The 18488-nt window shown below is 59.9% G+C and carries 11 protein-coding genes; 9 read left to right on the top strand and 2 right to left on the bottom strand.

Features of this window, described 5'->3' with window-relative positions:
* A partial coding sequence (locus tag SO139_RS24090) for a hypothetical protein (RefSeq protein ID WP_498540687.1) occupies positions 1–181 on the bottom strand: 181 nt, incomplete at its 3' end.
* 57 nt (positions 182–238) lie between these two features.
* Here SO139_RS24090 and SO139_RS24095 point away from each other — a divergent pair.
* Genes SO139_RS24095 through SO139_RS24105 form a run of 3 tightly spaced genes read left to right on the top strand, consistent with a single transcriptional unit; the run spans position 239 to position 4289 of the window.
* On the top strand, positions 239–1420 hold the full coding sequence (locus SO139_RS24095; protein ID WP_449379666.1) for a sensor histidine kinase: 1182 nt from the start codon (positions 239–241) through the stop codon (positions 1418–1420).
* Entirely contained in the window at positions 1417–1872 is a 456-nt protein-coding gene (locus SO139_RS24100) for a response regulator (protein ID WP_449379665.1), read from the top strand. The genes SO139_RS24095 and SO139_RS24100 overlap by 4 nt, the downstream gene beginning before the upstream one ends.
* A complete protein-coding gene (locus SO139_RS24105; RefSeq protein WP_498540688.1) occupies positions 1869–4289 on the top strand; it encodes a PAS domain S-box protein in 2421 nt (806 codons plus the stop codon). Before SO139_RS24100 ends, SO139_RS24105 begins: the two co-directional genes overlap by 4 nt.
* A 61-nt stretch (positions 4290–4350) precedes the next feature.
* Here SO139_RS24105 and SO139_RS24110 read toward each other — a convergent pair whose 3' ends face one another.
* Entirely contained in the window at positions 4351–10263 is a 5913-nt protein-coding gene (locus tag SO139_RS24110; protein ID WP_449379663.1) for an AAA family ATPase, read from the bottom strand.
* 816 nt (positions 10264–11079) lie between these two features.
* Here SO139_RS24110 and pqqA point away from each other — a divergent pair.
* From pqqA to SO139_RS24140, 6 genes are all read left to right on the top strand, one after another.
* On the top strand, positions 11080–11229 hold the full coding sequence (gene pqqA / locus SO139_RS24115) for a pyrroloquinoline quinone precursor peptide PqqA (RefSeq protein WP_449379662.1): 150 nt from the start codon (positions 11080–11082) through the stop codon (positions 11227–11229).
* A gap of 113 nt (positions 11230–11342) precedes the next feature.
* Complete coding sequence (locus tag SO139_RS24120; protein ID WP_449379661.1) at positions 11343–13808, top strand: membrane-bound PQQ-dependent dehydrogenase, glucose/quinate/shikimate family; 2466 nt, start codon at positions 11343–11345, stop codon at positions 13806–13808.
* Between the two features lie 243 nt (positions 13809–14051).
* On the top strand, positions 14052–14966 hold the full coding sequence (locus SO139_RS24125) for a DUF5050 domain-containing protein (RefSeq protein ID WP_449379660.1): 915 nt from the start codon (positions 14052–14054) through the stop codon (positions 14964–14966).
* A gap of 14 nt (positions 14967–14980) precedes the next feature.
* Entirely contained in the window at positions 14981–15952 is a 972-nt protein-coding gene (locus SO139_RS24130) for a 3-hydroxyacyl-CoA dehydrogenase NAD-binding domain-containing protein (RefSeq protein ID WP_449379659.1), read from the top strand.
* A 57-nt stretch (positions 15953–16009) separates the two neighbouring features.
* Positions 16010–17212, top strand: a complete 1203-nt coding sequence (locus SO139_RS24135) for an acyl-CoA dehydrogenase family protein (RefSeq protein ID WP_449379658.1) — start codon at positions 16010–16012, stop codon at positions 17210–17212.
* A gap of 55 nt (positions 17213–17267) precedes the next feature.
* A complete protein-coding gene (locus tag SO139_RS24140; protein WP_449379657.1) occupies positions 17268–18470 on the top strand; it encodes an acyl-CoA dehydrogenase family protein in 1203 nt (400 codons plus the stop codon).
* The last annotated feature ends 18 nt before the right edge of the window (positions 18471–18488 follow it).

Genomic DNA, 18488 nt, shown 5'->3' on the forward strand with positions numbered 1-18488 from the left:
CATAGCGAGAAGGGAAAGAGACCTCGCGAGTGAGGTGCGTCCATTTTGCCGGCTCGATCGCGCCGCACTGCGTGTTCAGGATTTCTTCTTTTAACAATTCGAACTCCGCCGCCGCGACGGTAGCCCCAATATCCCGCGCTCCTCGCCTAATCCGCAGGCCCAGACAATCGGCCCAGAACATGCTATAATCAGCCAAATGCCCAAAGCCGCACGTGCATACGCGTCGGAGTAGAGGAACGTGGCGTATTGGGATAACGAATTTCAGCGAGTCCGGTCGCCGCCGCTGCGGTATGGATTCGCGGTCGTTTGTGTGGGGATCGCGATTGCCGCTGCGCTCGCGATCCAACAATATCAGTTCCGTGATGTAGCGCTGCCGGTTCTTGTACTCGTCATCGGCATTGTCACCTGGTACGCAGGGACCGGGCCTGCCGTCGTGGCCGTCCTGTTGGGCACGGCAGCCTTCAACTACATGTTTGTAGAGCCGGTCCACACCTTCTACGTTTCAGCGCAAGACCTGCCCTACTTTCTTGTTTTTGTTCTCTCGGCGATCATAGTTGCCTCCTTCAGCGCTGTTCGGCTTCGAATCGAGGAGAACCTTCGCCACGCACGCGACCGGCTTCAGGCCGAGCTCGAACAAGGCCAGCGGCGCGAGGCCGCAATTAGCAAGCTCAATCAGGAGCTCAATCTGCGCGCGGCGGAGCTGGCAGCGGCTAACAAGGAACTCGAGGCGTTTGCCTATTCAGTGTCGCACGACTTGCGGGCGCCACTGCGTCATATCGTCGGCTACTCCGAACTTCTGCAAAAACACACACCGAACTCGCTGGACGACAAGGGTCAAAGATACGTACAGACGATTCGCGAATCAGGAAAAAGAATGGGCAACCTGATCGATGATTTACTGGCGTTTTCCCGGATCGGCCGCACTGAAAGCAGGACGACGGCAGTGGACCTCCAGAAGTTGGTCAAGGAGGCAGTTTCCGAGATAGAGCTGCAAACGAAGGGACAGGATATCTCTTGGACGATTGATGCACTTCCGGTCTGTTATGGAGATCGTTCGCTACTAAAGCTTGTTTTGATGAACCTGCTCTCCAATGCGGTCAAGTTCTCAGGCACACGGCGTCCTGCCAAAATCGAGATTGGCTCTGTGGTTGCCAATGGAGACAGGATCGAAATCTTCGTGAGGGATAACGGTGTCGGGTTCGACATGCAGTACGTCAACAAGCTGTTCGGGGTATTTCAACGGCTGCATCGTGCTGACGAATTTGAGGGCACTGGAATAGGACTGGCAACCGTGCAGCGTGTCATTCACCGGCACGGCGGGACAGTGCGAGCCGAGGGAGCGGTCGATCAAGGCGCCACTTTCTATTTTTCACTGCCGAAAGCCGAACATTCAGCGAAGAGGACAGCGAATCCGCCATGAGCGAACTGGGACGAATTCTGATCGTCGAGGACGATCCGAGGGATGTTGAGCTTACTCTCACAGCTCTTGATGAGCACAAGCTCGCGAACGAAGTGGTCATTACTCGCGACGGCAAAGAGGCACTCGATTATCTGCATTGTCGAGAGCAATTCGCGTCGCGCGCCGATGAAAACCCCGCGGTTATTCTGTTGGACCTAAAGCTGCCGAAAGTGGATGGATTGGAGGTCTTACAGAAAATCAGATCAGATCCGAAGCTGAAGATGATACCCGTAGTCGTACTGACATCATCACACGAAGAAAGGGACATGCTGGCAACCTACCAGCTCGGGGTGAACGCTTACGTCGTGAAGCCCGTGGACTTTCACGAGTTTGTCAACGCCGTCAAAGAGCTGGGCATGTTCTGGGCGATCATAAATCAACCGCCCCCAGGAAGCGCGAAGAAGGTGTCATGAGCTCGCCAATCGGAATCCTCTTGCTGGAGGATGACCGCAATGACGCGGGCCTTATAGAAGTGCTCCTTGAAGCCGATCATTTGATCTGTCGCATCACCTGCGTGCAAAGTCGCACTGAGTTTCTGGCAGCTCTTGAGAGCGCCGAATTTGACCTGATCCTCTCGGACTACAAACTACCTTCGTTCGACGGGCTCTCCGCGTTGAATCTGGCGCAGAGTATCCGCCCCGATCTGCCATTCATCTTTGTTTCTGGCACTCTCGGCGAAGAGGCAGCTATCGAGGCTCTTAAGATCGGGGCCACCGACTACGTTCTGAAGACCCGGATGTCGCGGCTCGTGCCCGCCGTGCGGCGCGCGCTGAGCGAGGCAGGCGATCGAGCCTCGCGCCAACGGGCCGAAGATGCACTGCGTCGAAGGGAAAAAGAGCTTCGGGATACCGTTGAGGCGATACCTGCGATAGCGTTTACGACGCAACCCGACGGTAGCAGCATTTGGACAAACCGACAGTGGGTGGAATTTTCCGGGTTGTCCGTGGAAGAGACGTCGGGACCGGGTTGGCAATCCACGATTCATCCTGACGACCTCATCCAACACGTCGCCAAGTGGCATCACTCGATGACAAGTGGTGAGGCTTTCGAAAACGAGGCCCGGCATCGCAGTGCCAACGGAGAATACCGCTGGTTCTTGGTACGGGCAGTGCCCCTACGTGATGAACAGGGCACGGTTCTCAAATGGTACGGCATCCTGACGGACATCACCGAACGCAAGCGCGCAGAGGAGCGCCTCCGCGTGCAGCACACTGTTGCGCAGGTCCTGGCGGAAGCAGCCACGATCGAAGAGGTCGCTCCGAGAATACTGCGGGCCATAGGCGAGTGCCTGGGATGGGACGTTGGTGCACTCTGGCGCGTGGACCGGGAGACCAAGGCGCTGCGCTGTGTCGAGCTTTGGCATAAAACGTCGATAGAGGTCCCGGAATTTGAAAGAATCGGCTCGGAGTTCACTTTCGTTCCGGGGGCGGGACTACCAGGGCGAGTGTGGTCCAGCCGTAAGCCCGAATACATTCCCGACGTCATTTCTGCTGAAAACTTTCCGCGCAGGCGCGTCGCCCAACTCGAAGGACTGCGCGCGGCCTTCGGCTTTCCTATCCTGCTCGGGGGGGACGTCTTGGGCGTGATCGAGTTTTTCAGCCGCGAGCTCAGACAGCCCGATCAGGAGCTGCTCAACGTGCTTGCCACCATCGGCAGCCAGATCGGTCAGTTCATCGAGCGCAAGCGCACCGAGGCGGAATTACGCGAATCGGAACAGAATTACCGCACGTTGTTCGAGTCGATTGACGAGGGCTTTTGTACCATTGAAGTCTTGTTTGACCACAACGAAAAGCCAATCGATTATCGTTTCTTGCAAATCAGCCCATCGTTTGAACGGCAGACGGGAATCAAGAATGCCGCCGGAAGACGGATGCGCGAAATCGCGCCAGAGCACGAAGAACATTGGTTCGAGACTTACGGCAGGATCGCCTTGACGGGCGAACCGATGCGGTTTGAAAATGAAGCCAAGCAACTCGGACGCTGGTATGACGTTTACGCCTTCCGGGTCGAAGACCCCAGGCGCAGGCGCGTCGGAATCCTTTTCAACGACATCACCGAACGGAAGCGGGCGGAAGCCAAAGCACGAGACAGCGAGCACCGCTATCGCGAAGTGCAGGCAGAGCTGGCCCACGCGGGCCGGGTCGCGACGATGGGGCAGCTCATGGCCTCGATTGCCCACGAAATCAAACAACCTATCGCCGCGGTTGTTAACGGCGCACATGCCGGTTTGAACTGGCTCGATGCTCAACCGCCAGATCTGGAGGAGGTCCGGCAGACGCTCGGTTTTATCGTCAGCGCCGGCAAGCATGCGGGCGACGTGATTGACCGTATCCGCGCCCTTATGAAGAAGGCGCCTCCTCGAAAGGAGGACTTGGATATCAACGAGGCGACGCTTGAGGTGATAGCCCTGACCCGCGGCGAACTTTTGAAGAACAGCGTCTCGGTGCGGACGCAACTCGTGGAGGGCTTGCCGCTCATTCAAGGAGATCGGGTCCAGCTGCAACAAGTGATCATGAACCTGATCATCAACGCCGTCGAAGCGATGCGCGATGTGGTCGAAGAGGATCGGCAGTTGCTCATCAGCACCCGTAACGAACCCGATGGCGTTTGCGTCGAGGTGCGGGATTCAGGGCCAGGCTTCGCTCCTGCGGATCTTGAGCGCTTGTTCGATGCTTTCTACACCACGAAATCGGGCGGTTTGGGCCTTGGGCTGTCGATCTGCCGCTCGATTATTGAAGCGCACAACGGAAGATTGTGGGCAAGCCATAACCTGCCACATGGCGCTATCTTCGGCTTCATTGCACCTGCTAATCCGGCTGTCGAATCCTGAGTGTACAGACCTGAGAGCAACCGTCCGAATACGCTATGTCTAACCAATGCTGAACAATCCATCAGACTTCGGCATTCCGCGCGCTCGTCAAATCCTTTTCGGCCCCGGGCAGAGTGAACTGAATTACGGCGCCGCGAGGCTCGTTCGCTCCCGCCCACAGCTTGCCCCCATGCGCTCGGATGATGGAGCGGCATATCGAAAGTCCCATGCCGGTTCCACTGGACTTCGTGGTATAGAAAGCGTCGAAGATCCGATCGAGATGCGCAGGATCAATACCCGGCCCAGAATCGCGGACGGCCACGAGAGCTCCCGCTTGGTCTTGCTCGGTGCTGATCGACAACTCTCGTGCTCCCTCTTCAACCAAGCTCATTGCTTCAGATGCGTTGAGAATCAGATTCAGCAGGACTTGTTGCAGCTGAATCCGATCCCCCGGAACCAACGGCAATCCCTGCGCCAGCCGAGTTTGAACCGAAACGCCATTCCTGAGGGTCACGCTTTGCGCCAATACGATTACTTCGCTGATTGCCGTGTTGAGATCAAAACGCTCCTTTCGGGGCGGCGCTTTCTTGATCTGCTCTCTGATGCGTTCGATGATGTCTCCAGATCGGTCTGCGTCCGCAACGATACAGGCTAGTGCTTCCTTGACCTCGCCCAGGTTCGGCGGCTGAATGTTCAGAAAATTCTGGGCCGCCCGGGCGTTATTGCGCGCGCTGGCGATCGGCTGCGCAATCTCGTGAGAGAGCGAGGCTGCCAGCTCTCCCATCATGCTCACACGGTTCATGTGCGCGAAATCGGATTGCATCTGCTGCAATCGCGCCAATGCCTGCGTGCGATCTTCGATGTCGGTCAGGAGAACATACCATCGCGTGATACGCCCGGTGTCATCGCGAATTGGGACGCCGCGGTTGTCAAACCATCGATACTCCCCGTCGAAGCGTCGCAGGCGTTGTTCGAGATGGTACGGAACTCCAGATGCGATCGACTTTGTGAACACTTCGGCGACGTAGGGAAGATCGTCGGGATGGACTGTTCCGTTTGCTCCCCAATTTCTCAACTCCTCCAGCGGCTGGCCGCAATATTCAATGATTTGGCGATTGACGGCCTCGACCTCACCATTCGGAGCCAGAACTCCGACGAGACCTGGTAGACCGTCAATTGCCGAGCGCAAACTTCGCTCGCTTTCACGCATTGCCTCCTCGGCCCGCTTGCGCTCAGTCAGATCGAGCACGAACGCGATGCCGTTGCCTCGTTCGCCGAACAACGAATAGCCGATCAGCACGGGCACGCGGCTGCCATCCTTGCGAAAGTATTCTGTCTCGAGGGGTTGCGCCACGCCGGTTCTCCTTAACTCTTCGTGGACGCGCTCAGTGCGGGCGCGCCATTCCGGCGGAGTCAGTTCGGTCCAGCGCACGTCGCCTAAAGCCAAGTCATCACGGTCATATCCCACGATGCGAAGAAACGCGTCATTGGCTTCAAAAACCCGGCCTTCGGAGTCGGCAGTGATGATCCCGATGATGTTTGCGTCCACCAAGCGCCGGATCTTGCCTTCGCGATCTGCGAGATCGCGATAAAGCCGCGAGTTTTCGAGCGAGATTGCCGCCTGCGACGCCAGCACCTTCAATAAGGCAACGCGGTCAGGAGTGAACACGTTAGGCGCCAGATTATTCTCGAGGTAGAGAATCGCTGTGAGCTTACCCTGATTGATCAACGGCAAGCTGAGAATAGAACGGACACGACTCTGAAGAATATAGGGTTCGGCAGAAAATGCATGCTGAGATGAAGCGTCATCGAGAATCACAGTCTCATGGGTGCGCGTTCCATACCGAACCAACGACTCCGGCAACTCCGCTGTGCCGTAAGACGACCCGACCTGCGGATGCACGATTATGTCGTCTCCACCGGCGATCGCTTCCGCCTCGATCTGCAGCTCATCTCCTCGCGGGACAATCAGCAGACCTCGTTCGGCGCCGGCATGCTCGAGGGCCGCGCGCATGAGTTTGTCGATGAGTTTTTCCAGCACCATCTCGCCAGAAAGCGCTTGCGAGGCTTCAATCATTGTTGCGAGATCGAGCTGTTCGACCGACGCTTCGATCGTAGCCGCTGGGGCTGGCGCGCGCGCCCCCTGCCTCAGCCGCGGATGGAGCTGGTCGAGTTGTCGCACTTTGCCATCTGCCCCCCATCGCAAGTAGCAGTGACGAGCATTTTCCAGGTAGAGATGTGCGATTTCCTCAAAGCCGCGCACCGCGTAAAAGCGGGCAGCCAGCTCATAGGCGATCGCTTCATTGTGGACGAAGCTGTTCGTTTGGGCCGAGTGGATCGCACGCTCGTAAAGACGCTCGGCATCCAGATCGCGACCTTCCAATCGGGCAATCTCGGCATCGACAAGGGCGGCGCGGTTCTCGAAATTTTCCGGGCAGTTCTCCGCCCAGATTCCGATCTGTTCGCGATGGGCTGCCAGAGCCTCCAAATGCTGTCGGCGCTGATCGGCTGAAGCGGAGTCGCAGGATGAGGCGCGCGCGAGCGCGCTGTAAAAGTGATACTCCGCGAATTCGATGGCCGGCAGCGACGTCCAGAGCAGCGGCTTCGCCCTAAGGGACGCGTCGACAGCCGCAGAAAAGTCGCTGGCCAGGATGTCCCCCTGCAGCTTGCGAATCCAATACCAGCACTCGGCAAATGCCAGGTTCCGATTGCCGGACAAACGGCTTGCGATCAGGCCTTCATCGAATTTCTGGTCGTCGAAAGAGCCGAACCGGCGTGTCGACCCGCGCAACATTCGGACCAGCGCAAGCTGCGTCGCGATCACGTCGATGACGAGTCCGAACTGCATCTGCTCCGCCAACGCCAGTCCCAGCTCGACCTCGCGCTGAACCTCGTCGAGCGGATCGCCCACCATGAGCAGATTGGAGTTCAGATGGGCGCGGCTGTACACCGCATAAGTGAGATCGCCCGTCTTGTTCGCAACATCGAACGCCCGATGCAAGAGATCACGACCACTCCGCGCATGCCTCGTCCACGGCATCACCTGGTTGCCGAAATTCATGAATATTCTGGCCAGGAAATGCTTCAGATCGTGCCGCTCGACCAGTTCGTAGCCGACCCGTCCAAACCGATATCCGGCCTTGTAGTCCCCAAAAAACGGGCCCGCGACCATGCCTACCCGAACATACGCATTGGACGAGCCATCGCTGTTGCCGCGCTCGAGGCTGAGATTGACCGCACGGCAACTGCCCAACGCCAGCAGGTTTGCATCCGTGAACACCGCCGGCGGCCCGAGCTTGGTCAGAACATCAAGAAGGGCGAGGGATGCCGGATCGATCATCAGCGGCAGGTCAACCAGTTCCTCGATCGCGCGGCCGCCGAGCTTCGACCATATCAGCTGATATTCGCGGCGCACCTCGTCGTCCGCAGGATGTGCGGTCCACACCACGCCCACATGTTCGAGACATTCCAGACCGATAGCGACCGCTTCGCTCATCCGGCCGCGGGTCGTACACACGTCAATTCGCAGGCATGCTACGGCCGCCCGTTCTACGGTATTGGCGGCGCGGGCTGATAGCAGGGTCAGCCGATCCTCGGCTGCAGCCAGCTCGCCGGTGAAGAATTCGCATTCGGCCCGGTGCAGCTCCAGTTCGAACATGAGCTCGCGCCGGCGCTCCCACGAATCCTCCGGCAGCTGTGCCGCGCCAGCCGCCAGATACTTGAGCGCCGCGCCATAGGCCGTCGACGTCTTGGCGCGCTTGCCCGCGATCAGATTCAGTCGGGCGAACTGCTCGCGCTCATCGGTTGAGGCGATCAACGGCGCGCCGCGGTTGAGTTGGTTGACGATCTCGAAGATCGCTTCGTCGCGTTCTTCCGGAGGTGTCTGTGCCAGGAGCAGGCGGCCGATCCTCAAATGCAATTCAGCGCGCGACGCTTCGGGAATCAGCGCATAGGCGGCTTCCTGCACCCGATCGTGAATGAACTTGTAAAAGCGTTCGAGGCGGTCGATCAGCTGTTGATGCAGGGCCTCCGAGAGAGCCGCGTGCACCTGTTCCTCCGACGTTTCCAGAACGACCGAGAGGGTAGTGACGTGTGCGACATTGCCGAGGCAAGCGAGCTGTCGCAACGCGTCCTGCGTGTCGAGGGGCAGCCGCGTCAACTTTCCAGCCAAAAGCTCCACGACGTTATCCGTGAATCTTTTGGCGTGGATGCCTCCCATGTCCCAGGTCCATAGCCCCCCGTCGTGATCGAAGGCCAGGAGATGCTCGCCGGCGAGCACGTGAAGAAACTGGATGACAAAGAACGGATTGCCGCCCGTCTTCGCGTGCACCAGCTCTGCGAGCGGATCGGCCTGCTTCTCATCGCATCGGAGCGAGTCCGCGACAAGGCTTCCCAGATCGCCGGTCGTCAGCGGGGCCAGCTTGATATCCTGTACCCTTCCGGTTGCACGGATCGTCTCCAGCTTGCGCATGAGCGGATGCGCAGCCGTGACTTCGTTATCGCGGAAAGCACCGATGATGAGGAGATTGCGGAGATCGGACCGGATCAACAGGTCTTCCAAAAGGTCAAGCGTCGCCGCATCGAGCCATTGCAAGTCATCGAGAAATAGCGCCAGGGGATGTTCCGGCCGAGCAAAGATGCCGATCAATTGCCGAAGCACCATTTGGAAACGCCGCTGCGCGTCCTTCGGCGGAAGCTCGGGGACGGCCAATGGTCCCCCGATAAGGAGTTTCAGTTCCGGAACGAGATCCACCATCAGTCCGGCGTTGGATCCCAGCGCCTTCTGCAAGGCGTCGCGCCATGGCGCAAGCTCGGCGTCGCTCTTGCCAAGCAACGGCCGGATCAGGCTCTGAAGCGCTTGTGCCAGCGTTGCGTAGGGAATATCGCGTTTGAGCTGATCGAACTTGCCGGAAGCGAACAGGCCACGCGATGGCACCAACACCGGCTGCAGCTCGTTGACGACCGACGATTTGCCAACGCCGGAATAGCCGTAAACCAGGATCAGTTCCGGGGTGCCGCCGTTGACGATGCGATCAAAGGCGGCGAGCAAAGTCTCAACCTCACGCCTCCGCCCGTAGAGTTTCTCGGGAATTACGAGCCGGTCAGGCGTGTCACGTTCACCGAGCGGAAAGTCGTCAATCCGGCCTTGCGCTACCCATTCGCGCTGGCAGCGGCGAAGATCGTTCTCGAGGCCGGCCGCCGTTCGATAGCGGTCTTCGGCTCTCTTCGCGAGCAGCTTCATCACGATCGCCGAAATGGTGCCGGGAATTTCCCTCAGCCGCTCGGCGGGCGGCACCGGTCGCCTGGCGAGATGGCAGTGCACCCATTCCATCGGCTCCATGGCGGCAAACGGCAAAGCACCGGTGAGCATTTGATAGAAGGTGATGCCAAGTGCGTAAAGGTCGCTGCGATAATCGATTGATCGATTCATTCGTCCGGTCTGTTCGGGCGCCATGTACGCGAGTGTGCCGGCGATCGTCTCGGGAGGGTGAGGCGATTGGCGTTCGCGCGCGAACCGCGATGCTATGCCGAATCCCGTCAGCCTCACATCGCCGGTCCCGTCGTTGAGCAGGATGTTGACTGGCTTGATATCTTTGTGAACGAGCCCGCGCTGGTGGAGCTTGCCCAGCGCTGCAGCGATGGGGATGGCCAAATCCAAGAAGCGCCCCAGTTCCAGGGGTACGCCAAGCAACCGCTCGAGCGGCTCGCCGCCCGCATCCTCGAGCACCAGCACGGTTCGACCGCCATCGCGAATGAGGTCCATCGGCCGCACTGCCCATGCCCTGTCGAGCTGATCCCTAAGTTCGAATTCGTGCGCAAGGCGGTCGAGGCTTGATCGGGAAGGAGGGTCGGCGGCTGGAGCGATGAACAACACAGCAGAGCGCTGCCCCGCGTCGTCCAGTCGCCAGCCACGGCTGAAGATGCGTTCGCCGTCCTCCCACAAGATCTGTGAGCTACCGTCCGGGTACGCACTGTTCAGCGAATGCGGCACCACCTGACAGACTCCGGGGTCTGGCTTCCGAGTCGAGTTCAGCCGACCGGGCTTTGCTTGTGCCTTTCAGCAGAAATCGTACCGCATCGCCTGAGAAATGCCAGCCACCTGTTTATCTTTCCTGGTCCCAACGCAAGGCGGATCTACCTTCTCGTTATCAGTAATTTGGCGCGATTTGTGGGGCTTTACTCGTAGTGGCAGCTCAAGCGGCCTAGCTGGAGACCAACGTTGGCATTGTGAAACAATGACGAAAGCGCGCGACAACATTTTGACTTCACTCAAAGCTGTCGCCACCGCCGCACTTGTATGGGCCGCGACGGCGATCCCGGCTCTCGCTCAGCCACCCTTTGGAGATCCAGACGCTTTCCAAGGCATGTATCCATATCGAGACGTGTTGAATGACGGCGCAACAACACCGGCGGCCAAGCTGGCTTTTGAGCCACCTTCAGTGCTCCAGGCCCTTCAGGAGAGGGAGAGTGGGATTCGGTCCGAACACTTGCAACATGCCGCAACGACCGCAACGGGGCCGCTCACGCATATTCGGTCGTTGGCGCACTCGAAGTCATTCGCATGTTCAGCTGATCTCCCAGCGTCGTGTGTTCGCATCGGGCGGATCGCAGTCCGGTCTAAAGACAGTGGATGGAATCGATCGGTGCCGAGACATGCCGACCGTTCATTGATCTTCCTGACCCAGCGTACGCCGATCCGCCCTTCTCCCTAGCAACAATTTGGCGCGATTTGCGGCGCTTCACTCGCGCCCCCGGCGCATGCAGATCAAATGGAAACCGACGCACCCGTGCGTGAAACAAGGAGATCCAAATGACCATCGCAGCGGCCAAACCATCAGTGCCGACGCTGCTTCCGCTATCGACTCAGAAGGAAGCGCCCATGAAGTGGACCAGCCCGCGCATCGTCGAGTTCGCCGTCGGCCTTGAGATCAACTCTTACGCCCGCGCCGAGCTGAACTAGGCACCGGCGATCAACTAGCTGAGCCTCGAGCGCTCGGAGCATGCAAACCCTCGACGGCGTGAGCGGCTCGGCTCGTCGCTCTTGAAATCTAAATTCTCAAAAAGGAGAAAGAGATGTCCTCGACAGTAGATGTAGTCCCGGCAGCACAGCCTAGACACCGGGCATCAGAGTTGCAGAGATACCTCGCGTGGACGCCCACAGTTTTGGGCGGGATCGTCGCATTGCTCGGTTTGATCCTCGCCGGCGGTGGCGCTTACCTAGCCTCGCTGGGAGGCAGCCTCTATTACGTTGTGGTAGGCGCGATGCTTCTCGCTGCTGGCGTTCTCATGACTAGGGGAAGCATCGCGGGCATCTATACCTATCTCGGCGCATTCGCGTTCACGGCCGTTTGGAGCTTTTGGGAAGTCGGCCTATCGGGCTGGGAGTTGATCCCGCGTCTTGTCGGCCCCTTCATCCTCTTCGTCCTTGCTATTCTGGTTGCTCCCGCAATTGACAAGACGATCGGCCGGCATGTCCGAAAGCTGGGATCGATCGGCGCCGGGCTCTTCGTTGCCGCACTCGGCGTCCTCATCCCGATCTTCAATCAGCAGGCGGCACCGAATCCACTCCCTCAGGCGCACGCAAACGCCGTCTTCGAAGACTCCGCATATGCGCCCAACAAGGGTGAGTGGAACGCCTATGGCGCCGGCCAGAGCGGGCAGCGCTATTCGGATCTCGCCCAGATCACGCCCGCAAACGTCAAGGACCTCAAGCGTGTCTGGACCTTCCACACCGGCGACATTCCGAAGAAGTACGGATCGGAGCTGACCCCTCTCAAGGTCGGCAATGCCATCTACGGCTGCACGCCGATGAACAAGTTGTTCAAGCTGAACGCGGCGACCGGCGAGAAGCTGTGGATGTACGATCCAGAGGTGCCGACGTCATGGGTCCCCTACACGGCAGCCTGTCGCGGTGTAGCGTACTATGAGAACCCGAAAGCCACAGCCGGCCAGGCCTGCGCGGCACGCATCATCGAGGGAACGCTCGACATGCGCCTGATCGCCGTGGACGCCAAGACGGGTCAGCCATGCCAGGATTTCGGCAAGAACGGCGCCGCCGACCTCAAGGTCGGACTCGCGCAGAAAGATAGCGCCACGGGCGCCATCACACCCGTCATTCCGGGGACGGCGGCCATCACTTCGGCACCGGTCATCGTGCAAGGGATCGTCGTCTCCGGGCATCAGGTGCTCGATGGTCAACGCCGTTGGGCGGCATCGGGCGTCATCCGCGGGTACGACGCGGTAACCGGCGAGCTCCGCTTTGCCTGGGACATCAACCAGCCTGAGGTCACGAAGCTGCCGCCGGACGGAAAGCCCTACTCCCTGGGCACGCCCAACATGTGGACGACGGGCATCGGTGACGAGAAGCTCGGCCTCGTCTACTTGCCGATGGGAAACTCGGCCGGCGATTATTACACGTCGTTGCGTTCAGATGAGGAGAAGAAGTACAGCTCCGCACTCGTCGCGCTGGACGTGAATACGGGCAAGCCACGCTGGGTGTTCCAGACCGTGCACAACGACGTATGGGACTATGATCTCGGTTCTCAACCGACCCTGGTCGAATTCCCCACTGCGAGCGGCAAGGTGCCGGCGGTCCTGCTGCCGACCAAGAGCGGCGACATGTTCGTGCTCGACCGCGCCACCGGAAGACCGCTGCACCAGGTCGACGAAGTGGCCGTCCCGCAGGGCGGCGCGGAGCCCGGCCAGCGCTCTCCGACGCAGCCGTTCTCGCGTTATCATACGTTGCGCAAAGCCGACCTTGTCGAGCACGACATGTGGGGCATCTCGCCCATCGACCAGATGATTTGCCGGATCAACTTCAAGCGCGCTCGCTATGAAGGGCCGTTCACTCCGCCAGAGCTCGGTCGCCACAACCTCGAATATCCTGGCTACAACGGCGGGTCGGACTGGGGCAGCGTTGCCGTTGATCCGCACCGCGGGATCATCATTGCGAACTATAACGACATGCCGAACTACGACACGCTCGTAACCCGCAAGGACGCGGACGCGATGGGCCTGTTCCCCGCCGGCGATCCCCGTGCGGCCGGAAGCGCATCGAGTGCTGAAGGCGCAGGCGCCCAGACGGGAACACCCTACGGCATCCTCGTCAACGCGGGATGGCAAATGCCGACGGGCGTGCTCTGCACGCGGCCTCCTTACGGCGGCATCCGCGCGATCGATCTCGCCACGGGCAAGACGCTGTGGGATCGGCCGTTCGGTTCGGCCCGGCGGAATGGTCCGTTCGGAATGCCGACCTTCATTCCGCTCGAGATCGGCACGCCAAACAATGGCGGATCCGTCGTGACGGCAGGCGGTCTGATCTTCATCTCGGCGGCAACCGACGATCTGATCAAGGCGATCGACATCAAGACCGGCGAGATCGTGTGGAGTGACGTGCTACCCGCGGGCGGCCAGGCCACGCCGATCGTCTATGAGCAGAATGGCAAGGAATATGTGGCCATCATGGCTGGCGGCCATCACTTCATGATGACGCCCCCGGGCGACTCTCTGATCGCCTACGCTCTGCCGGACAACAAGTAAGAGTACGAGACCTCCGCAACGCGCGGCATCACCCGATGCCGCGCGTTGTGCTGTCTGGAGCACAGAAACAGCGGCCAAGCCGACCGATTCACGAGCACGCTCCCTTGCAGCAATTTGGCGCGATTTGCCGGCCTTTACTCGCAACGACGGAGCAAATGGGTCAAATATTTTCATGACGGTCATCATCTCTAGACCAACCAAGTCAATTCGAGACAAGGCAACTGTGACAGCGAAGGAACGATCATGACGGTACTTCAAGCAACTGACCCGAAGAACTCATCGAGCGTCACCCGCTCCAGTCGACTTTTCGTGCTCGAACTGAGTGGGAACCGCATTCATTCGATGAATCCCGATGGCTCCGACCGCAAGATCATCGTCACGGATGGCCGCCTCCCCGACGGCATCGCCGTGGATGTGGAGGCGGGCCATATCTACTGGACCAACATGGGTGTTCCCCCTCTCAACGATGGTTCGATCGAACGCGTCGACCTCGATGGCGGAAATCGCAAGGTCATCATACCGCAAGGCGTCACGTACACGCCGAAGCAGATGCACCTCGATAAGGAGGGAAAGAAGCTTTACTGGTGCGACCGTGAGGGCATGCGCGTGATGCGCGCCAACCTCGATGGTTCGCAGGTCGAAACGCTGGTCGAGACCGGCCGCGGCGACGACGACCGGCAAGATCAAAGCCGCTGGTGCGTCGGAATCACCGTCGATCGCAAACGGCGGCACATCTACTGGACGCAAAAGGGTCCCGACAATGGCGAACAGGGCCGCATCTTCCGCGCCAGCATCGACATCCCGAAGGGCGAAACTCCGACGAACCGCTCCGACATCGAGGTGCTGTTCGATCGTCTTCCGGAACCGATCGACCTCGAGCTCGATCTGACGAACCGCATCCTCTACTGGACCGACCGCGGCGACCCGCCGCGCGGCAACACCGTCAATCGCGCGCCGATCGACACAAAGGCCGCCCCTGAAATCGTGGTCACGCATCTGATGGAGGGCATCGGCATTGCGCTCAACGTGCCGGGCAACCGGATGTTCGTCACCGACTTCGCGGGCTCGATCTATTCCGCCGATCTCGACGGCAAGAACGAGCGCAACTTCCTCTACGCCCAGGGCAATCTCACCGGCATCGCTTACGCTGAAATCTGATCGGAGAACATGACATGACCAACGCCAGACCTATTCGCCGCATCGCTATCATCGGTACCGGCGTGATCGGCGCGAGCTGGGCCTCGCTGTTTCTCGCCAAGGGACTGCAGGTTGTCGCGACCGACCCCGCGCCGAACGCAGAAGCCTCGCTCCGCAAGTTCGTGGAGACGGCCTGGCCGGCGCTAAAGCGCTTGGGCCTGTCGGCGGGAGCGTCGCAGTCGAATCTCACGTTCACCGCAGATCTTGCGCAGGCACTTGTCGACGTCGACCTCGTCCAGGAGAACGGGCCCGAGCGGATCGATTTCAAACAAAAGCTCTACGGGCAGCTCGATGAGCTGCTGCCGCCCGAGGTGATCGTCGCATCGAGCTCGTCGGGGCTCACCATGAGCGAAATCCAGAAGGGAGCCGCCGCGCATCCCGAGCGCTGCGTCATCGGCCATCCGTTCAATCCGCCGCACCTGATCCCGCTGACCGAGATTGTCGGCGGAGCCAAGACTTCCGAGGAAACGATCCAGCGCGCAGCGGAATTTTACTCGTCGATAGGGCAAAAGACAGTGCGGATCAACAAGGAGATGCCCGGCCACGTCGCCAACCGTCTGCAGGCCGCATTGGGGCGTGAGGTTTACTACCTCGTCGCCGAAGGGATCGTGAGCGCCGCCGACGTCGACACCGCCCTCTCCTGGGGACCGGGCCTGCGCTGGGGCGTCATGGGCAACATGATGCTCAACCACCTCGGCGGCGGCCCGGGTGGTATCGAGCACTTCTTCCAGCAGTTCAGCGGCCCAATGACGGCCTGGTGGAAGACCCTCGGCTCACCCGTGCTGACGCCGGAAGTGCAGAAAAGGCTCATCGACAGCGTCCATGCCGAAGTCGGATCACGCTCCGTCCAGGAGCTGGAGCATGCGCGCGACGAGATTTTGCTCGGCCTCATCGAACTGCGCAAGCGGTCAGAGACGGTTGCTCGGCGCGAAGTCGCAGCCGAGTAACGATCCGCTGCAGGCGCAGGTTACCGGCTTTCAAACCACAACAAGTGGAGATCCAAAATGCTCACCAAGGCCCCGAAACAGCTTCCGCTGCCGAATAGCGACTTCTTTCAATTCGCTGAAACGCTGGGCGACGAGGAACGGGGGATCGTAAAAAAGATGCGCGCCTACATGGAGACGAAAGTCGCACCCATCATCAACAAACACTGGGTCGAGGACTCGTTCCCGTTCGAGCTGCTGCCGTCGTACAAGGACCTAAACATCGCCGGTCTCGGCATTAATGGTTACGGCTGCCCGGGCGGAAGCCCCTTGCTGTTCGGCCTGGTCGCCCTCGAGATTGCGCGGACCGACGTTTCGTTCTGCACCTTCCATGGTGTCCACACCGGTCTCGCGATGAATTCCATTTACCTCGCGGGCACCGAGGAGCAGAAGCAGAAGTGGCTTCCGCCGATGGCGCGCATGGAAAAGGTCGGTTGCTTCGCGCTGACCGAACCGCTGGTGGGCTCAGGGACAGGTGCTGGTCTCATGACCACGGCGAAACGTGAAGGCGACAGCTGGATCCTCAACGGCCAGAAGCGCTGGATCGGCAACGCGCCGTGGTGCGACATCTCGATCGTCTGGGCGCGCGATGTGGCCGACAACCAGGTCAAGGGCTTCATCGTCGAGAACAAGATGACGCCGGGGTTCAGCGTCGACAAGATGCAGAACAAGATCGCGCTGAAGGTCGTGCAGAACGGCCAGATCACGATGACCGACTGCCGCGTGCCAGATGCGAATCGTCTCCAGGGAGGCAAAGGAACGTTTCGCGATCCTGCGCTGGTGCTGCGCGGTACCCGGCATGGCGTCGGCTGGGAAATTACCGGTGCCCAGATGGGCGCCTACGAAAATGCCCTGAAGTACTCCCAGGAGCGCTTGCAGTTTGGCAAGCCGATCGGGTCGTTCCAGCTCATTCAGGAGCTGCTGGCAAAGATGCTGGCCAACATCGTGGCCTGTCAATCTATGTTGGTTCGCTCGGTGCAGCTGGAGACCGAAGGCAAGCTGACTGATGCGCAGGCAGCGATTGTCAAGGCGTTCTGCACGTCTAAGGCACGGGAAACGGTCGCGTGGGCCCGCGAGGTGCTGGGCGGCAACGGGATCCTGGTCGACTACAACGTCGCGCGCTTCTTTGCCGATACCGAAGCGATCTACTCCTATGAAGGCACCTACCAGATGCAGAACCTGATCGTCGGCAAGGTGATCACCGGCTTCAGCGCCTTCGTGTGAGATTTGCAGGTGCGCCGGCGCCCCAAGCTTTCAAACACAGCAACTGGAGTCCAAAATGCTTACCAAAACCCCGAAGCCGCTTCCGACACCGGATAGCGATTTCTATAACTACGCCGACCTCCTGAACCCCGAGGAGCGTGCGATCCATCAGAGGGTGCGCACGTTCATGGAGTCGAAAGTCGCGCCGATCATCAACAAGTACTGGGTCGAGGACGCGTTCCCGTTCGAGCTGGTGCCCTTGGTAAAGGAGCTGAACCTCGGCGGCCTCGGCATCAAGGGGTACGGCTGCGCCGGTGGCAATCAATTGCTGGTCGGCCTCATCGGAGTGGAAATGGCGCGGGTCGATGCTTCATTCGCGACCTTCTTCGGCGTCCACAACTTCCTGGCAATGGGTTCGATCCAGGTCGCTGGATCGGAGGAGCAGAAACAAAAGTGGCTGCCGCCGATGGCCCGCATGGAAAAGATCGGCTGCTTTGGCCTGACCGAGCCGCTGGTCGGCTCGGGAGCGGCTGGCGGCCTCACCACGACGGCGAAGCGCGAAGGGGACACCTGGGTCCTCAACGGCCAGAAGCGGTGGATCGGCAACGCACCCTGGTGCGATATCTCGATCATCTGGGCACGTGACGTCGACGACAACCAGGTCAAGGGCTTCATCGTCGAGAACAAGTCGACGCCCGGCTTCAGCGTCGAGAAGATGCAGAACAAGATCGCGCTCAAGGTGGTCCAGAACGGTCAGATCACGATGAAGGACTGCCGGGTGCCGGAAGCAAACCGACTCGCATCGGGTGAGCAGTCCTTCCGTGACACCGCGCGCGTGCTGCGTGGGACGCGGTACTACGTGGGATGGGAAGCGACGGGATGCGCGATGGGCGCCTACGAGCACGCGCTCAAATATACCCAGGAGCGATTGCAGTTCGGAAAGCCGATTGCCTCGTTCCAACTCATTCAGGACCTCCTTGCGAAGATGCTCGCCAACATCACCGCCTGCCAAGGCATGGTGGTTCGCACGGCCCAGCTCGCCGACCAAGGCAAGCTGACGGACCAGCAAGCGGCGCTTTCGAAGGCGTTCACGACGGCCAAGGCGCGTGAGACGGTCTCCTGGGCGCGAGAGGTGCTCGGCGGCAACGGCATTCTCACCGATTACAACGTCGCACGCTTCTTCGCGGATGCCGAGGCCCTCTATTCCTACGAGGGCACGTATCAGATGCAGAACCTGATCGTCGGCAAGGCGATCACCGGCTTCAGCGCCTTCATCTGAGACTCACAAGCGCGCCGG

Source organism: Bradyrhizobium sp. UFLA05-89, from assembly GCF_059803475.1.

Excerpts from the sequence above, each read along its gene's own strand:
- SO139_RS24135 (WP_449379658.1), top strand. The coding sequence starts at position 16,010 with ATGCTCACCAAGGCCCCGAAACAGCTTCCGCTGCCGAATAGCGACTTC.
- SO139_RS24100 (WP_449379665.1), top strand. The coding sequence starts at position 1,417 with ATGAGCGAACTGGGACGAATTCTGATCGTCGAGGACGATCCGAGGGAT.
- SO139_RS24105 (WP_498540688.1), top strand. The coding sequence starts at position 1,869 with ATGAGCTCGCCAATCGGAATCCTCTTGCTGGAGGATGACCGCAATGAC.
- SO139_RS24120 (WP_449379661.1), top strand. The coding sequence starts at position 11,343 with ATGTCCTCGACAGTAGATGTAGTCCCGGCAGCACAGCCTAGACACCGG.
- SO139_RS24140 (WP_449379657.1), top strand. The coding sequence starts at position 17,268 with ATGCTTACCAAAACCCCGAAGCCGCTTCCGACACCGGATAGCGATTTC.
- SO139_RS24125 (WP_449379660.1), top strand. The coding sequence starts at position 14,052 with ATGACGGTACTTCAAGCAACTGACCCGAAGAACTCATCGAGCGTCACC.
- pqqA (WP_449379662.1), top strand. The coding sequence starts at position 11,080 with ATGACCATCGCAGCGGCCAAACCATCAGTGCCGACGCTGCTTCCGCTA.
- SO139_RS24130 (WP_449379659.1), top strand. The coding sequence starts at position 14,981 with ATGACCAACGCCAGACCTATTCGCCGCATCGCTATCATCGGTACCGGC.